The 17,063-nt window shown below is 56.6% G+C and carries 14 protein-coding genes; 4 read left to right on the top strand and 10 right to left on the bottom strand.

From position 1 onward, the window contains the following. Positions 1-427: 427 nt before the first annotated feature. Positions 428-2,077, top strand: coding sequence for an alpha,alpha-trehalase TreF (treF, locus tag FND52_RS04210; RefSeq protein ID WP_125294470.1), 1,650 nt, complete (start codon positions 428-430; stop codon positions 2,075-2,077). A 35-nt stretch (positions 2,078-2,112) separates the two neighbouring features. Here the strand turns inward: treF and FND52_RS04205 are convergent, their stop codons facing one another. Together FND52_RS04205 and FND52_RS04200 are read right to left on the bottom strand one after the other, a co-directional pair. Then, positions 2,113-4,077 (bottom strand): peptidase U32 family protein, encoded by a 1,965-nt coding sequence (locus tag FND52_RS04205; RefSeq protein ID WP_144129531.1) that lies wholly within the window; start codon positions 4,075-4,077, stop codon positions 2,113-2,115. Positions 4,078-4,311: 234 nt separating this feature from the next. Beyond that, positions 4,312-4,842, bottom strand: coding sequence for a helix-turn-helix domain-containing protein (locus tag FND52_RS04200; protein WP_144129529.1), 531 nt, complete (start codon positions 4,840-4,842; stop codon positions 4,312-4,314). A 100-nt stretch (positions 4,843-4,942) separates the two neighbouring features. On the opposite strand from FND52_RS04200, the gene FND52_RS04195 reads away from it, so the two are divergent. After that, positions 4,943-6,109 carry a benzoate/H(+) symporter BenE family transporter gene (locus FND52_RS04195; RefSeq protein WP_144129528.1) on the top strand — a complete coding sequence of 389 codons (1,167 nt, stop codon included), beginning with the start codon at positions 4,943-4,945 and terminating at the stop codon, positions 6,107-6,109. 54 nt (positions 6,110-6,163) lie between these two features. Here the strand turns inward: FND52_RS04195 and FND52_RS04190 are convergent, their stop codons facing one another. From FND52_RS04190 to tehA, 3 genes are all read right to left on the bottom strand, one after another. Continuing rightward, complete coding sequence (locus FND52_RS04190; RefSeq protein WP_144129526.1) at positions 6,164-6,835, bottom strand: DUF3313 domain-containing protein; 672 nt, start codon at positions 6,833-6,835, stop codon at positions 6,164-6,166. Between the two features lie 229 nt (positions 6,836-7,064). Beyond that, positions 7,065-7,658 carry a tellurite resistance methyltransferase TehB gene (tehB, locus tag FND52_RS04185; RefSeq protein ID WP_125294465.1) on the bottom strand — a complete coding sequence of 198 codons (594 nt, stop codon included), beginning with the start codon at positions 7,656-7,658 and terminating at the stop codon, positions 7,065-7,067. Then, a complete protein-coding gene (gene tehA / locus FND52_RS04180; protein WP_144129524.1) occupies positions 7,655-8,671 on the bottom strand; it encodes a dicarboxylate transporter/tellurite-resistance protein TehA in 1,017 nt (338 codons plus the stop codon). Before tehA ends, tehB begins: the two co-directional genes overlap by 4 nt. Before the next feature lie 124 nt (positions 8,672-8,795). Between tehA and ydcK the strand changes: the two genes are divergently transcribed. Next, positions 8,796-9,776 carry a YdcK family protein gene (gene ydcK / locus FND52_RS04175; RefSeq protein ID WP_144129522.1) on the top strand — a complete coding sequence of 327 codons (981 nt, stop codon included), beginning with the start codon at positions 8,796-8,798 and terminating at the stop codon, positions 9,774-9,776. Between the two features lie 12 nt (positions 9,777-9,788). Here ydcK and rimL read toward each other — a convergent pair whose 3' ends face one another. The 4 genes from rimL to FND52_RS04155 form a co-directional block, all read right to left on the bottom strand. Then, positions 9,789-10,349, bottom strand: a complete 561-nt coding sequence (gene rimL / locus FND52_RS04170) for a 50S ribosomal protein L7/L12-serine acetyltransferase (protein WP_125294462.1) — start codon at positions 10,347-10,349, stop codon at positions 9,789-9,791. Positions 10,350-10,428: 79 nt separating this feature from the next. Further along, entirely contained in the window at positions 10,429-12,084 is a 1,656-nt protein-coding gene (locus tag FND52_RS04165; RefSeq protein WP_144129520.1) for a glucan biosynthesis protein D, read from the bottom strand. Between the two features lie 614 nt (positions 12,085-12,698). Beyond that, positions 12,699-13,475 (bottom strand): ABC transporter substrate-binding protein, encoded by a 777-nt coding sequence (locus FND52_RS04160; RefSeq protein WP_125294460.1) that lies wholly within the window; start codon positions 13,473-13,475, stop codon positions 12,699-12,701. Positions 13,476-13,488: 13 nt separating this feature from the next. After that, on the bottom strand, positions 13,489-14,658 hold the full coding sequence (locus FND52_RS04155) for a pyridoxal phosphate-dependent aminotransferase (RefSeq protein WP_144129518.1): 1,170 nt from the start codon (positions 14,656-14,658) through the stop codon (positions 13,489-13,491). Between the two features lie 122 nt (positions 14,659-14,780). On the opposite strand from FND52_RS04155, the gene FND52_RS04150 reads away from it, so the two are divergent. Next, complete coding sequence (locus FND52_RS04150; RefSeq protein ID WP_144129516.1) at positions 14,781-15,641, top strand: LysR substrate-binding domain-containing protein; 861 nt, start codon at positions 14,781-14,783, stop codon at positions 15,639-15,641. A gap of 39 nt (positions 15,642-15,680) precedes the next feature. Here FND52_RS04150 and hglS read toward each other — a convergent pair whose 3' ends face one another. Beyond that, entirely contained in the window at positions 15,681-17,024 is a 1,344-nt protein-coding gene (gene hglS, locus FND52_RS04145) for a 2-oxoadipate dioxygenase/decarboxylase HglS (protein ID WP_144129514.1), read from the bottom strand. Positions 17,025-17,063 lie beyond the last annotated feature (39 nt).

Genomic DNA, 17,063 nt, shown 5'->3' with positions numbered 1-17,063 from the left:
GTAAATTTAACGCTGCCGTCCAGTATAGAAAGGAACTGTCTGACTCTGTTGGCGATTTTTGCGGGTAAAGCCAGCCGCGTTTAATATCCGGTTACCGGGTGTTTCCGGAAAACGCATAATATTTACGAATATAGAGACGTTTGTAGAAAAAGTTGCTTGATTTTCCACCAGGCAAACGCGTTACAATTATGCCTTCGCGCTGATGGCCAGACAGGCCGGGGCGAGTCAGGGTGAATTATCAGATTATTTCCCCATGCAGTGAAAATGCAGCGAAATTAATGAATTTATTACCCATTTGCATCCATGATGCGTCAGTTGTACCGGCCTTTGCGCCCTGAGTTCTTGCCGCTTACCGGCCCGACAAATCCATTTGCTAAACTTAAGAGTAATGCTTTCAAAAAAAGCGACTCTGGAGGTTGTTATTAGTATGCTTAATCAGACATCTCGACTCACATATTCGGAATCAGAAGCTTACGACGAAAACGTTCGGTATGAGTTCGATCCCTGTGAGCTCAAGCTGGATGAGATGGTCGAAGCGGAACCGCTGCCCGAACTGATCGAAGGCATGCCCGCTCCGGATGCGCTGACCCCGGCGGATCGTTATCTGGAGCTGTATGAAAACGTGCAGTCTTCGCGTATTTTCCCGGACAGCAAAACTTTTGCCGACTGCGCGCCCAAAATGACGCCGCTGGCGATTTTACTTAACTATCGTCGTGCCAAACGCTATCCGGGTTTTAACCTCGAAAAATTCGTGCACGATCACTTTCATCTGCCGAAAGACTACAGCAAAGAGTATATTTCCGACCCGGATCGCAGCCTGAAAGACCATATTGACAGCCTGTGGCCGGTACTGACACGCGAGCCGCAGGAGCATATTGAGTTCTCCTCGCTGCTGCCGTTGCCCCAGTCGTACATTGTTCCGGGGGGGCGATTTCGCGAGACCTACTACTGGGACTCCTATTACACCATGCTGGGGCTGGCCGAAAGCGGCCGTAACGATCTGCTGCGCTGCATGGCGGATAACTTCGCGTGGATGATCGAAAATTACGGTCATATCCCGAACGGCAACCGCACGTATTATCTCAGCCGCTCGCAGCCGCCGGTGTTTGCGCTGATGGTCGAGCTGTTTGAAGAGGATGGCGTGCGCGGCGCGCGGCGCTATCTGGACCATCTGCTGATGGAATACGCTTTCTGGATGGACGGCGCGGATAATCTGGATTTCAACCAGGCCTATCGCCGCGCGGTAAAAATGCCGGACGGCGCGCTGCTCAACCGCTACTGGGACGACCGTGATACGCCGCGCGATGAATCCTGGTATGAGGACGTGGAAACCGCCAAACTGTCGGGCCGACCGGCCAGCGAAGTGTACCGCGACCTGCGCGCGGGCGCGGAATCGGGCTGGGACTACTCCACCCGCTGGCTGCGCGATGCGGACCGCCTGGCGAGCATTCGCACCACCCAGTTTATTCCGGTGGATTTAAACGCGTTTCTCTACAAGCTGGAAACCGCGATTTCCAATATCGCCGGTCTCAAGCAGGACGCCCTGATGGCGGCCCGCTTCCGGGAAAAAGCGCTGGCGCGCCGCAGCGCCATGAACCGCTACCTGTGGGATGAGGCCACCGGCACCTTCCGCGATTACGACTGGCGGCGCGAATGCCTGGCGTCGTTCTCTGCCGCCTGCGTGGTACCGCTGTATGTCGGGCTGGCAACGCACGAGCAGGCGCAGAAAATCGCCGTCAACGTGCGCGAGCGCCTGTTGACGCCGGGCGGCATTCTGGCGACCGATGTGGAAAGCGACCAGCAGTGGGACAAACCCAACGGCTGGGCACCGCTCCAGTGGATGGCGATCCAGGGTCTCAAAAACTACAGCGAAGATTCACTGGCAGACATTATTGCCCATAACTGGCTGCGCACCGTTAAGCGCGTGTATATGGAGCAAAATAAGCTGGTGGAGAAATACCACATCGCCGATTACGCACCGCAGTTGGGTGGCGGGGGTGAGTATCCGTTGCAGGACGGGTTTGGCTGGACCAACGGGGTTACTCGCCGGTTAATCAGCCTGTACGGGGAATCGTAATACGCCAGCGCCGCCTTTCAGGCGGCGCTGCTGTTTCAGGCTTTGCGGCCCGGAACGGTTTTTAACAGCTCTTCCGGGCTGATGGACGCCACCACGCCGCTGCCCGGCAGCGGCATCTTCAGAATGTGATTTTTGATTTTGCCGATAACGTGCATTTCGCACGGGCGGCAGTCAAATTTCAGCGTCAGCACTTCATCGCCGTGGATCAGCTGCATCGGCGTGGCCTTCCAGCTCTTTATCGACCCCTTCGCCTGTTTGGGGCACAGATTAAAGGCAAACCGCAGGCAGTGTTTCGTGATCATCACCGGCACATCGCCCTTTTCCTGATGCGCTTCAAACGCCGCGTCGATCAGCTGCACGCCGTAGCGGTGGTAAAACTCGCGCGCTTTATGGTTATAAACGTTGGCCAGGAAGCTTAAATGGCTGTCCGGGTAGACCGGCGCAGGCTCGCTCACCGCTTTGCGGGTTGCGCGCTGATACGCCGCCAGACGGGCTTCATCCAGCGCTTCGCTGGTTTCACGGCGCAGCTGGTTAAGCAGGCTATTCGGCACAAACAGCGCGCCCGGCAAATTGATGGTTACCGCCCGGGCGTAATACATCGTCTGACCGAGTTTTGTGACACCGTCACGCAGGCTGTTGTAGGCTTTTTCCGGGTTATTGGCTTCGCTGAATTCGCCGTCGAGGGTGCGCGTAACGCTGACGCCCTCTTCGGAGGTCATGGTCAGGATAAGCTGCTCCTGCCAGCCGCCCAGCTCGATATCCACCGCCACCCGGCGCTCGCTGGAGGTTTTCAGCAGCGCCTGCTGCCAGTTGTGATCCAGATTGCGGTTCAACGGATGGTGCGGACGCAGGGTTTTCAGGGCCTCCGGCATGTCGTTCGGCCAGACGCGATAGCGGCGCTCGGCGAGTTTTTCCACGGTATTGGCGCGGAAACCGACCACTTCACGCTTCACCAGCACGTTCAGCCCGTCGCCGTTTGACAGCGGCTCGCTGACGTCGACATCAAGGTGGTCTTTCGCCACTTTCATCACTTCGCCTACCGGCAGGCCGATAAATTTTGGTGAATCAAACGCGCCGATATCAATCTTTCGCGCGTTAACAAAATAGTCGGTACTGCCGCGATGGAAGGTTTTATCCGGGGATGGCACAAAGAAGTGCTGGGTCACGCCCGCCGACGCGCGCGCCAGATCGCCGCGCTGCTCCATCACTTCATCCAGCAGTTGACGATAATAAGCCGTGATGTTTTTCACGTAGCTCATATCTTTGTAGCGCCCTTCGATTTTGAAGGAGCGTACGCCCGCGTCGACCAGCGCTGCCAGGTTGGCGCTCTGATCGTTGTCTTTCATTGACAGCAGGTGTTTTTCATACGCTACCACGCGGCCCTGATCGTCTTTCAGGGTGTACGGCAAACGGCAGGCCTGGGAGCAGTCGCCGCGGTTGGCGCTACGGCCCGTCTGGGCATGGGAGATGTTGCACTGCCCGGAATAGGCCACGCACAGCGCGCCGTGAATAAAGAACTCAATGGTGGCGTCGACGCTGTCGTGAATAGCTTTAATCTGGTTGAGGTTCAGCTCGCGCGCCAGCACGATTTGCGAGAACCCAACGTCGGAGAGAAACTTCGCCTTTTCCACGCTGCGGATATCGCACTGGGTGCTGGCATGCAGCTCAATCGGCGGGATATCCAGTTCCAGCACGCCCATGTCCTGAACAATCAGCGCATCGACGCCCGCCTGCCACAGTTGGTGAATCAGCGCTTGCGCCGGTTCCAGTTCATCATCATGAAGAATGGTGTTGAGCGTCACGAAGATCTTCGCGCCGTAGCGATGGGCAAACGGCACCAGCTCGGCGATATCGCGCAGGCTGTTGCTGGCGTTGTGGCGCGCGCCAAAGCCCGGACCACCGATATACACCGCGTCGGCGCCATGAAGGATCGCTTCACGGGCGATGGCGGTGTCGCGTGCCGGGCTCAGAAGTTCAAGATGATGGGAGTGCAGGCGCATGTTTTGTCGTTATCCAGTATTTGAAATGGCGGCTATTGTAGTCACAAGGCAGGCAGATCAGAAGTACTACCTGTCTTTTGCCATTCTGCGGCAATGCTTCGCGTTTTTTGTTGGTTTGGCGAGGGGGCTAATCGCGTTAAGGTGAAGCCGTATTCCTTCTTGTATCAGATACCCATATCGTCGTGTGGTTATATTGTTCGTTATTACTACCGCAAGCTCGCTTGCGGTATTTTTTTATATCCGCGCGTAATGGATTAACGAATGGAAGCGCACCGGTTCAGCGGTCTGGTTGCGGTAGGCATGCGTCTGGTCGGCGTGGAAGCGCTGTCCCTCTCCCGCCGTCAGCGTTTGCCATTCTCCCTGTAGCCGCAACTGCAACTCGCCGCTAATTACTACGACGTGTTCAATAGCGCCGAGTTCGTGGGCCGTGGATTCGCTCATTGCGCCAGGGGCCAGGGTGACCACCAGCAGATCAAAACCGAGGTGTTCATCAAACGGGAACAGCGGTTCGGCGGTCATGCCCTGATGGGCGTCGTAAATGGGCCGTTCGCTGGCCTCGGATGGGCCGATAAACGCCGAAAACGGCACGTTAAACCCGGTGGCGATTTTCCACAGCGTCGCCACCGTCGGGCTGGATTCCTGGCGTTCGATCTGCCCCAGCATCGCTTTTGATACCCCGGTCTGGTCGGCGGCCTGGGTTAAGCTCCAGCCACGCGCCTGGCGCAGCGCTTTCAGCGTATCGCTAAGATGGGCGGCAATATCCATGACGTATCCCAATGGTTAAAAACCTCAGTTTAACTGCTTGTGCGTTATAGCGCACAGTGTTATTTTCCGTGGACGCTATAACGCACAACGGAACCACACCATGCGTCAACTCTCTTTCCCCACGTTACTGGCCGGGCTGGTCGCGGTGCTGGTGGGCTACGCCAGCTCTGCGGCAATCATCTGGCAGGCTGCGGCTGCGGCAGGTGCCAGCGCGCAACAGATCGCCGGCTGGATGACCGCGCTGGGTATCGCCATGGGCGTCAGTACCCTGGGGCTGTCGCTGTGGTATCGCGCTCCGGTACTGACCGCCTGGTCGACGCCGGGCGCGGCGCTGCTCGCCACCAGCCTGCATGGCGTGACGATGAATGAAGCGATCGGCGTGTTTATCTTTGCCTCCGCGCTGATTGTGCTGTGCGGCGTTACCGGCCTGTTTGCCCGGCTAATGAAACTGATCCCCCACAGCCTGGCGGCCGCGATGCTGGCCGGAATTCTGCTGCGTTTTGGTCTCGACGCTTTCGCCACCCTGCCCGCTAACGCTTTGCTGTGCGGCGTGATGCTGATTGCCTGGCTTATTGCTAAAGCGATTGCGCCGCGCTACGCCATTGTCGCAACGCTGGTTGCCGGGCTGGCAATTTGCCTGGTCACCGGGCAGTTTCACCCCAGCCAGGCGGATATCACCCCGGCGCTACCCGGCTTCACCCTACCGCACTTCACGCTGCAAAGTTTACTCGGCATCGGGCTGCCGTTTTTCCTGGTGACCATGGCGTCGCAAAATGCGCCAGGCGTAGCAACGTTAAAGGCGTCGGGTTATCAGGTGCCGGTGTCCCCGCTGATGACGGTGACCGGGTTAATTGCGCTGGTGATGGCACCTTTTGGCGTGTTCTCGGTATGTATCGCCGCGATCACGGCGGCGATTTGCCAGAGCCCGGACGCGCATCCAGACAAGCATAAACGCTGGCTGGCCGCTGCGGCGGCGGGCGGCTTTTATCTGCTGGCTGGAGTTTTCGGCGGCGCAATCACCGCGCTGATGACGGCGCTGCCGCTGGCGTGGATCCAGATGCTGGCGGGCCTGGCGCTGCTGAGCACCATCGGCGGCAGTCTGCAGCAGGCGCTCACTCATGAAACCGAGCGCGACGCCGCGATTGTGACATTTTTAATTACCGCGTCGGGTATTACGCTGGGCGGAATTGGCTCGGCATTCTGGGGGTTAATTGGCGGTGGGATATGTTATGCGGTGCTGGGAATGGCGCGAGGCTGGCGAAAATAGCGCTTAAGGCATTCAATGACGTTAAAACGGGGGGAGCGAACTCCCCCAATTTAATTACTGCTTTTTGGTGACATCAAACATTTTGGCATCGGCCGCCATATCGTCGATAACCTGTTTAAGGTTCTCGAAAGCCATTGGGGTGCTTTCATTGTTCAGGTCTTTGCCTTCACCTTTACGCACCACTTTAAATACTGGCTTTTTGGTCGCGGCATCAATCAACTCGCCTTCGAAATAAAGGTTGGTATCCATGGTGCGATGCCCGGTGGCCATCTGCGTCCCGGCTACTAACAGCGCAACCGGCACCACTTCATAGAACTGCAAACCTTCGCTGCTGCTGTCAACACCGGTGATCGCGCCGCGGAAAATCAGGCTGCGCGGTCCTGGGGTGGCGACCAGCGGCTTACGCTCTGCGGCAGCCGCTTTCATCTGCTGATTCGTGTAATTAAGCAGTTGCGTTAGAACCTTCTCACCAATCTGGGTGGTGGGTTTAGGAATCGGGTAATACACAATCGGGTTATATACGATGCTGTCGTAATTGTTCGGATTAAAATCAGGTGCAACCCAACGCATCACGGTTTTGCCGGTGGAAGAAGTTGTTTCCTGTAAGCCGGAGTAGTCTTTCAAAAATCCGGAGTATTTTTCCGGTGAGGTTACTTTTGACGCGCAGCCCGCAAGCGCGAGCGCTGCACAAAGCACCGAAGCCTTAACAAATAAAGAGGTTCTCATTTTTTGCACCTGTAATTGCACATAAGCAGACAAGTTATAGCAAAGCCAGCAAACCGAAGTGAGGCATAAATAGCTATCTGAGAAAAAAAAGATTTTATCTGTGCAAATTTAAAGCAGCGGTATTTTTAACGCAAATGAAATGGAATTTAATATGTTAAAAATTAATTAGCACAATAAGCAATTAGCAGAAAATAAATAGCTGGCGCGTGGCGTCCGCGCCAGCGGCTTATTAAGGCTTACGCGCCAGTAAGGTGGCAAAACGTAATTTAATGCGGTTGCCTGCTTCATCGGTACGGTGCAGTTCGCCAGGCTCTTCGTTGTATTTTACGATGTCCCAACCGGCGTAATGGCCGCTCAACTCGCCCTCGCGGAATGCAAACGGGAAGCCGACGGTGCACGGGAAGTCTTCGGTATCCATCGCCGCGACAATCAGGTTGTAACCCCCGCTTTTGGTGCAACGCTGCATATTGTCAATCAGCCCTGCGATGGTGGTCGGCTCAAGGAACATCATCACCACGGTGGAAAGAATGAAATCATATTCACCGTCAAATTTCAGGCTATTCAGATCGCGCACGTCGCTTTGCAGATTATTCAGCCCTTCCGCTTCTGCAACGCGTTGCAGATTGGCGATGCTCATCGGGTTTTTGTCCCAGGCGGTGACGTCAAACCCGTTGGCCGCCAGATACAGGCTGTTACGGCCATTGCCGCAGCCCAGATCCAGCACCCGGCCAGGGGTCAGGTAAGGCATGGCAGCGATGACTTCAGAATGGGTGCGGGTTAAGCCATATTTGTCGGTGAAATAATTTTCATCACGAATGGTCATAGTGATTCCTTAGAAGTATGAGAAACAGAAGTACGAATCAATAATTTGCCCTGGCACAACAAAATCAGCGTGCGGATAAGCAGCAGGCCGATAAGCACGTTACTGCAGACGAACAGCGGTAACGCCAAAAAATCAAAAATGCCGCCCGGGACGGCGTGCCCGAGATGCAGCGCGGTGGTGGCGAGCGCCGACAGGCCGAACGAAAAGCTCCAGAAGGTGGGATTAAACGGCTGGGCCATATACCACGGTGCCAGGCGGATCATAAACAGCGCCTGCAACAGGCCGTAGCCGAACAGCATTTTGGCAAACATATCCGCCTCGCCGCCGTTAACGCTTAACAGCGCGCTACAGGCCACCAGCGCCGGGGCCATCTGAATCCCCAGCGAGGTGCGCACCGGCGTGGGCATCTCACCCGCGCTGCGCAGGCGGTGCAAAATCGCCGGTTCCAGGCTCAGCCATGACAATACCCCGGCACCTAAAAAAAGTATCCCCAGATCGTGAAAACCCAGCGCGCCGCAGGCCATGGTGCTGATGAAGTTATTGGCGACCGTGGGCAAATAGAGCCCCGGCGTGGTGGCTTCATGGGGATGCTTCCCGCGCCACAGCCCGGCGTTTTGCCAGGCGGCGTACAGCAGTTGGCTCACCGCGCCGATGCTGAACAGCCCCACCGCCAGCGGGCGCACCCACGGAGCCAGACCGATCGACACCAGCATGGTGGTGGCGGGAAACAGGCTGACGTAACTGCTCATCAGCGGATGCAGAATCTCCGCTTTCACCGTCTGCGGATGAGCAATAAGACGCCAGATAAACGCCACCGCCAGCAAAAACCATATCAGCGTCGCCAGCGCGATCAGCCCCTCGCCGGGCCACGGCGATACCGGCCAGATAGTTGCCGCGTAACGCCAGGAAAAACCGATCCCGATGGTGCCAAGCACCATGCCGAAATATCCGGCAGGCAGATTGAGAATGGAGGATGATTCGCTGGCCGATTGCCAGGCAATGGTTTTGCTCATTTTGTTTAAAGTTTAAAAATATATTTAAGATGCATTTTATGGGAGTCGTGGCCGAATTACCATAACCCGCAGGGTCCAAAAAAATTTGCTACGGTTAGTCCATGCGCACAACGGAGCCAGCAGCATGGAAAAATACCGGTTAACGGACGCCGCCAGAACGGTTGAATATCAGGAAAATGGCGTCACTCACAAATTTACCCTGCGCCAGATAGAAGCGCTGCGCGACTTCAGCGATATCAAAGCGGGAACCCTGGGCGGCTGGATAGAAGAAGAAAGCAATCTCAGCCAGCATGGCGACTGCTGGATTTACGATCATAACAGCGCGGTTTTCGCCGGGGCGGTCATCAGCGGCGACGCGCGCGTTACCCAGCCCTGCACCATTAGCCATGGCGCATCGCTTACCGATTGCTGCTGGGCAGATCGCGCGGACATCAGCCACGGCGCGGCGATTTATGACCGCGCCATGATCCAGGCGTCTCAGGTGCGCGGCGAGTGCCGGGTTTTTGGCGATGCGCGGGTCATGCATCAAAGCCAGGTGATTGCTGCCGTGGGGTTAACCGAAGATCGCGACCAGCGGCTGCAAATCTACGATAACGCCACGATTAACGCGTCGCGCATCGTTCATCAGGCGCAAATTTATGGCCAGGCGCTGGTAAACCATGCGTTTATTGAGCACCGCGCCGCGGTTTATGAAGGCGCGATTCTGGAAGGCAATGACGAAAACAACGTCTGGGTCTGCGACTGCGCGCAAATCTACGGTAAAGCGCGCATCGTTGCCGGTGACGAAATCGACCAGTGCCCGACCATCCGCTACAGCTCGCAGGTATTCGGCAATGCGGTGATTGAAGGCGACTGTGTGCTGAAGCATCACGTCCACGTGTTCGACGACGCGGTGATTACCGGCGGTCCGGTACAGCTCGACGATCGGATAAAAATAAGCGGTCAGGCGCGGGTCACCGGCAACGTATTGATCGAAAACCAGGTGACGGTAACGGATAACGCCGTGATTGAAGCCTTTAACGGCGATCCGCTGCATATCCGCGGCGCGAAAATGATTAACGGTGATGAATACATTACCCGCACGCCGGTGATTGGGGCGATTTAACGTCCCTTTTGCTCACGGCTTATCGATAATCCGCGCGTAGATATTCTGATCGTGAAACGCGCCGTTGAGATACTCCGCCTGCTTCAGGCAGCCTTCGAGAGTGAAGCCGTTGCGTAGCGCGACCTGGTTGCTGGCATGATTGGTGACGATGCATTTAATCACGAAGCGGCGCACGCTGCCTTCGCTGGCGTAATACTGCATCATCGCCTGTAACGCCTGAGAAATAATGCCCTGCCCCTGTAAATCTTCATCCAGCCAGTAGCCGATATAAGCGGCTTTGTTGGTCGGCTCGATCTGATTAAAAGAGATCACGCCGCACACTGCGTCATGACGCAAAATCATAAACATTTTGGCGTAGCCGCGATGGTGCAACTGGTAATTACCCTGCACGGTGCGGCGGATATCGTTGCTGCTGTTTACCGACTTTGGCCAGTCCATCGCCTGCTGGAGATAATCTTTATTACGCTCGACCAGTTGATACAGCGGCTCAATAAACGGATCGTTCACCGAGTGCAGTTTCAGGGTGTCGTTGATGATAATGATGTCGTCATGCCAGTCAGCGGGATTTTGCACGCGGGGTCTCCGGTTAAGTTTTTTATTAGCATAACGTAAAAAGGGGAGCCATCGCTCCCCTCAACATTTGCCAGCCCCGTTAGCGCATCTGGCGATCGTCAATGTAGTTACGTTTATCCGGCGCGGGCGGGAAGTACTGATACAGCCAGGTTTCGCTGATGGTTTCGCCCTGGCAGCGCAGGAACATGCGCATTTCTACCGGTTCCGTCGAATCGGACGTCGGGTGCCAGTCGAACAGAATGCGGTAGCCGTCAAACGGTTCGACATACAGAATTTCAATCTGCTTCGCTTCGCCGCTGGATAGCGTAATCACCGGCTCGATGCCCTTCGGCGCGGCTTCTTTGAGATTGCCGCCAATAAAATCAATGGCGAAACGGCGCGACCAGGTGGTCGGGAAATGCTCGCCTGGTGCCCAGCCTTCCGGGAAGCTGCCCATCCCGGTGCGGGTGGCAAGAATATTCGCCAGCGGCGAGCGGACCGGCGGCTCGCCGCTCCAGTACAGCTTGTATTTGAAATTGAGCTGATCGCCCGCTTTCACCGGCTTTTCCGGCTGCCAGAAGCAGACGATGTTATCCAGCGTTTCCCCGGTGGTGGGGATCTCCATCAGGCCAACGGTGCCTTTGCCCCATTTGCTGGTCGGTTCGACCCACAGGCTCGGGCGTTTGTTGTACCAGCCCATGATGTCCTGATAGCTCTCGAAGTTGCGGTCGGTTTGCACCAGCCCAAAGCCTTTCGGGTTGTTGTCGGTAAAGGCATTAAACTGCAGGCGCTGCGGGTTATTCAGCGGACGGCATACCCATTCGCCGTTGCCGCGCCACATCGCGAGGCGGTCGGAGTCGTGAATTTGCGGATGGATGGTATCGCACATCCGGCGTTCGTTGGTGCCGCAGGCGAACATACTGGTCATCGGGGCGATCCCGACCTGTTTGATGTCCTTACGGGCGAACAGGCGGTTTTCAACGTCCATCACTACCCGCTTCTCTTCACAGTGGATAATGAATTTGTAGGCACCGGTAACGCTCGGGCTGTCGAGCAGCGCATACACCACAAAGGTGGTGTCGTCGGCTTTCGGGGTTTCAAACCAGAAGGCCGTGAAATCCGGGAACTCTTCCGGCGTGTCGGTGAAGGTGTCTACCGCCAGACCGCGCGCGGAAAGGCCGTACTGGTAGGTGCTGTCTACGGCGCGGAAATAGCTCGCGCCCAGGAACGACACGATATCGCGGCGCGCCAGTTCCGGGGCCTTAAAGGCGCGGAAACCGGCGAAGCCAAGATCAGACTGGCCCACCAGCTGTTTGGTGTCGACGCCCGCATCGTGATATTTGAACAGCTCAGGGCGGAAGTGGATTTCACGCGCCTGATGCGAGGAAGGATCCAGGGAGAACATACGCACGCGGCGGCGGAAGCCCATACCGACGTGGAAGAACTGCACGTCCAGCTCGCGGCCAGGAATGTTATTCCACAGGGAATGTTCCGCGTCGTACTGAATGCTGTTATAGGCCTGCGGGGTCAGGGTCGCCAGGGTATCCGGCAGCGGACGCGGCGCACCGCCCCAGGGCTTTTTCGCTAAATCGCCCGCCATGGATTGCAGAACGTCAAAATCAAATGCGCGCGACAGACCGTCGGCGATATCCGACTCTTGCGCCCATGCGGTGTTGGAAAACAGAGTCATCAGACCCGGAGTACCGCAAGCGGCGGCAAGTGCCATTGAGGCTTTAATAAAACGTCTGCGATTCATGCCTGATAACGCGTCCTTTTGGAGTCAAAGTGTACTGTGACGCACGGCGTCAACAGCGGCAATTTATTGTATTTGTTACGACCGCTCACTCTAGTCAAAATTCATTTTGAAGCCAATAGCTTTCCACGCGCGCCATCACGCTTGCCGAAAGGAAAAACGCGTTATCTTGCGCCATGTAAAGAAAGGTCAATTTTCAGAAAAAATAAGCTGTTGTTATTTGGTCATTTCGCAGCATCTCATCATAGCGGTTTGCACGTTTTGACAAATCGCTTTCTGTTTCGCTGGCGGGGATAAACAGAATCATCTGAAGCGTGATTTTGCACGTCCGCACATAACGCAAATATATCCTTTGGCGGGCTTGCCAGGCGGCAAAAGACGGGGTAGTTTCTGCGTCGCGCCTGGGGTGGGATTACCCTCTCCCTGGTGTATATGCCTTTATTCCTCTCGTTGAGAGGGCCCGGTACCACAATAAAAAATACCGGGCGGACACCAAATTATATTAATGATGATAGCTTGTGGTGGCCCGGCGTTGCCGGGTTCTCTTCAAACGTCCAGCGGCATAAAAAAACCCCGTTTCGCGAGAAATCGGGGTTTTTACTTTTCAGGGGAAGCGGTTATTTGACGCTAACGTCGATCCCCGGGAAGTATTGCGCAGCCAGTTTGGTGATAGTGCCATCGGCGCGCACTTTATCAATCGCCGCGTCCAGCTGTTTTTTGGTTTCCGCATCGCCTTTGCGCAGGCCGAACCCGATGCCGCTGCCGAGGATCTTATCGTCAACCACTGGTTTGCCGATAAAGCCAAAGCCTTTACCCTGCGGTTTGCTCAGGAAGCCGCCCTGGCCGGCCGCCGACATCACCAGCGTGGCGTCGATACGGCCATTCACCAGATCGCCCCACGCCAGGTTCTGATCTTTATAGGAAACCACTTCCACGCCCTGCTTTTCCCAGTGCTCTTTGGCATAGGTTTCCTGGATAGAGCCTTGCAGTACGCCGATGGTTTTGCCCTTCAGCGCGTCTGCGGTGGCGTCCAGCGCGCTGCCTTCTTTACCCACCAGCTGAGAAGGAATGCGGTAGATCGGCTGGGTAAAGTCGATGCTCTGACGGCGCTGTTCAGTGATGTTCATTGCCGAGTTGATGGCATCGAATTTCTTCGCCACCAGGCCCGGGATCAGAGTATCAAACGAGGTTTCAACCCAGCTGCATTTCAGGCTGGCGGCCTGGCAGATGGCTTTACCCAGTTCGATATCAAATCCTTCCAGTTCGCCCTGTGAGTTACGGCTTTCAAACGGCGGATATTCCGCTTCCAGGCCATAGCGCAGCTCGGTCGCCGCCAGAGAAGAGAACGATGAAACCATCCCCAGAGCCAGACACAGCATTTTCATTTTATTCATTGTGTTCCCCTTCTTAGCGTGGCTTAACCTGGCAGAGCGCCTGCGCCCCTGCCCGTAACGTCGCTTCATCTTTGGCAAAAGAGAGGCGAATCAATTTATTATCGGTTCCGTCGGTGTAGAACGCCGACAGCGGAATCGTTGCTACACCATAATCCACGATCAGCCGTTTCACCATCTCGCCGTCGCTTTCATCGCTGAAATGTTCATAGCTCGCCAGCAGGAAGAACGATCCGGCGCTCGGCAGCAGTGTAAACGGCGATTCCGCCAGCAGCGTTTGCATTAAATCGCGTTTGCGCTGGTAAAATTCGCCCAGCGACAGGTAGCGCGCCGGGTCGCTCATATAGTCGGCGAAGGCGTACTGCATCGGCGTATCGGCGGAAAACATCAGGAACTGATGCACTTTAATCACTTCATCCATCAGTGCCGCCGGTGCCAGGCAATAGCCCACGCGCCAGCCGGTGACGTGAAAAGTTTTGCCGAACGAGGAGATAATCACGCTGCGCTCCGCCAGCGCCGGATGGGTCGCCATACCGTGGTGCTTCAGCCCGTCAAACACGATGTGTTCGTACACTTCATCAGACAAAATGACGATATCGGTATTGCGGGTGATCGCGGCGAGCTTCTCCAGATCGTCGCGGCTGAACACCTGGCCGCTCGGGTTATGCGGCGTGTTGACGATAATCATCCGGGTGCGCGGCGTAATCGCGGCCTGCACTTCATCCCAGTCCACGGCGAAATCCGGCACCGTGAGCTTGATGGCAACCGGCGTCGCGCCCTGCAACCGGACAATCGGCGCATAGCTGTCGAACGACGGTTCGAAATAAATGACTTCATCCCCCGGATGCACCAGCCCGCTGATGGCGCAGTAAATCCCTTCGCTGGCGCTGGCGGTGATCAGCACTTCGCTGTCGGCGTCGTAGTTGGCGCCGTACAGCGCCGCGACTTTTTCAGCGATTAGCGTTTTGAGAGTGACCAGCCCGGTCATCGGCGCGTACTGGTTGCGGTTGGCTTCCATCGCCCGGGTGACCCCGGCAATCAACTGCGGATCGCACGGAAAATTAGGCGCACCCTGAGAAAGATTAATCGCCTGGTGTTGGGCGGAAAGCTGGCCAATCACGGTAAAAATGGTGGTGCCGACATCGGGCAGTTTGGAGCGTAATTGTACCGGCGTGTGATGGGACATAATGGTTCCTTTCTCGTTTTGAGTGCATAACTATTCAAACCGCAGCGCGATAGCTCTACAACCGATTTGTTGTCATAATAGCCATGCAAAAATTGCATAGCTCAGGATTTCAGGGAGTCGTTATGACGCGCCGCACTCTTCCATTAAATGCGCTTGAGGCGTTTCTGGTCACCGCCCGCCACCTTAATCTCACCCACGCGGCGCGTACGCTGTATCTGACCCAGGGCGCGGTAAGCCGTAAAATCGCCGCGCTGGAAAGCTGGTTCGGCTTTGCGCTGTTTGAGCGCCACGCGCGCGGTCTGCGGCTGACGCCACAGGGCAGCGCCCTGCTGCCGGAACTGCAAAGCGCGTGGGAACAGCTAATGACCACCGCCGAGCAGGCGCGCCAGCAGCACAACGTCATCCGCCTGAAAGCCCCGACCTGCGCCATCCGCTGGCTGGTGCCAAAGCTGATGCAGCTGGAAAAAACGCTCAGCGACGTGCAGGTAACGCTCACCACCACCACCGATCATGACGTCAATTTCAAAACCGAGCCCTACGACGCGGCGATTATTTTCGGCGCGCACAAAACCCAGGGTTTTTTGCTGTTTGACGAGGCGTTAACGCCGGTGCTCAGCCCTGCGCTCACCACTGAACCTCCCGCTGCGCTGGACGCGCTGGCACCGTTGACGTTTTTGCATCCCACCCGGGATAAAACCGACTGGTCGCTGTGGCTGGCCCAGCAGGCGTCACCGCGCCCGGCTATGCGTAAAAATCAACACTTCGATACCATGGATTTAGCCATTAGCGCGGCGATCCAGGGTTTTGGCGTGGCGATTGCCGATGAGCGGCTGGTGGCGGAGGATTTACGCGCTGGCCGGCTGATCCGGCCATTCCCGCAGAGCGTGAAAACCGGGGCCAGCTACCGTCTGGTACTGCGCGATGCGCCGCTGGAGAGCGAACCGATGGCAGCGTTTGTCGCGCAGTTGCTTACTCCAGACTGACGTGATAGCGCCTGATCCTTCCGGGGATGTAAAGCGCGTTTACAGCAAACCGCAACGGCGTTTGCTGCGATCGGACGCTTCCTGATACAGCGCAAATTCATCCTGCACCGGGCAGCCCAGCGCCTCTTCGAACGCATCGCGGCTGGCGTTGCCGTGGCTGCGCCCGCGCGCTTCATCGCCCAGGTTAGACTGGAAAATCCCTGCCGCGCTGACTGGCAGAAAATCTTCATAAATAATTGGCTGGGCGGTGATCCAACCGCGCTCAATCAGCGCCTGCGGGTCGTCGCCGGGATTGATCTGCTTACGGTGGGTTTCCCCAACCGGCGTCAGGCGATAGCGGAAATAGGCCAGCCCCTGATGGCGCAGCAGCATGTCGCTGTCGGGAAACGCCCGGAACACCTCCTGCAAATGGAGCTGATGGGTCAGGTTATCACTGCCACTGCCCGCCTCGCCCAGCAGTTTGTCATACAGCGCCCGGCCCTTCGGGGTCAGCGCAATGCCGCGCTGTTCGATTTCGCCGAAACGGGCAGTATGGGTACCGTGATGCTCGCCGTTAAACATAATCGGCTCTTCCAGCGCTTTAAAGCTGGTCTGGCGCAGCAGGATGGGGATCTCCCGGCGCGGCGGGCCTTCGATAATCATCTTCGGTTCGATGCCGTATTCCGGCATCAGCGACTGGACGCGGTCGATATCCAGCGTGCGCGGCGTCAGGTGGTTGATGTGACAGCCGCGAAACGACACCACATCGGCAATCAGCCGATGGGCCTTGTTCAGCGCCTGATAGGTTTCGCTATCGACGGTGGCATGGCTGTGCCAGCGGAAGGTTTCCAGCGCTTCCCGGACAAACTCTTTCGCCTGTTTGTCATCCAGCCCGCCCTGCGCATCACAGATATCCAGCAGCTCGCGGCAGCGCGGCGTGAAAATATCCCGGGCGGCGAGAATGCGGGCGGCTTTCTGGCGCAGTTTCTGATCCTCGATCAGTTCGAGGCGCAGCAGCGAGGTAAACACGCGAAACGGGTTGCGTTGCAGCGCGGTATCGTCGATGGGGCGAAATGCCGTGGAGTGTACCGGTACGCCCGCCTGAGAAAGATCGTAATAACCCACCGGATACATGCCCAGCACCGCGAACACCCGGCGCAGCGTGGATAACTCCTCCGCCGTTCCGACCCGGATTGCCCCGTGGCGCTCCACATTCAGGCGCGCCAGTTCGTCGGCATTGACCAGTTGTTCATGCAGTTGCGGATTATTTTCCAGCACCGCCAGGTTCACATCCGCCACCAGCTCAAGCAGCGTGCCGTACTGGGGTACCTCTTTCTGGTACATCGCTGACATAGCCTGCGAAAATTGTTCCCGAATCTCATCTGCCGTGATGCTGTTCGCCATGATGTCATTTCTCCAGTGAATATTGCTGAGATTGTAGGA

Origin of the sequence: Atlantibacter subterraneus (genome assembly GCF_007570865.1) — a bacterium.
GTDB lineage: Bacteria > Pseudomonadota > Gammaproteobacteria > Enterobacterales > Enterobacteriaceae > Atlantibacter > Atlantibacter subterraneus.
The sequence above is the reverse complement of the archived record's forward strand: the minus strand, read 5'-3'. Positions and strand labels throughout refer to the sequence as shown.